Origin of the sequence: Staphylococcus pasteuri, assembly GCF_030547725.1 — a bacterium.
GTDB classification, from domain to species: domain Bacteria; phylum Bacillota; class Bacilli; order Staphylococcales; family Staphylococcaceae; genus Staphylococcus; species Staphylococcus pasteuri.
Genome location: NZ_JAUOQO010000839.1, coordinates 1 through 241, shown reverse-complemented (window position 1 = coordinate 241; position 241 = coordinate 1). Strand labels below are relative to the sequence as shown.

Annotated in this window: 1 protein-coding gene; it reads left to right on the top strand. The window is 60.6% G+C overall.

The window, feature by feature from the left end:
- The coding region (locus Q4528_RS15680; RefSeq protein ID WP_303522646.1) for a hypothetical protein at positions 1–241 on the top strand (241 nt) is incomplete at both ends.

Genomic DNA, 241 nt, shown 5'->3' with positions numbered 1-241 from the left:
ATCGACACCCACGTCCATATCTGGGACCGCACCCGGGGCGAGACATTTATCGCCGAAACACCCTTTCCCTCGCTGACCGGCAAGGCCTTTTTGCCCGGGGATCTGGTGCCTGTGCTGGCCGACACCGGCGCAGAGAGTGCGGTGCTTGTGCATGGTCCCGCCACGGTGAAACATGCCCTGCACTGCCTTGATCTCTGGCGTCAGCATGATGTGTTTCGCTCCGTCATTGGCTGGATTGATC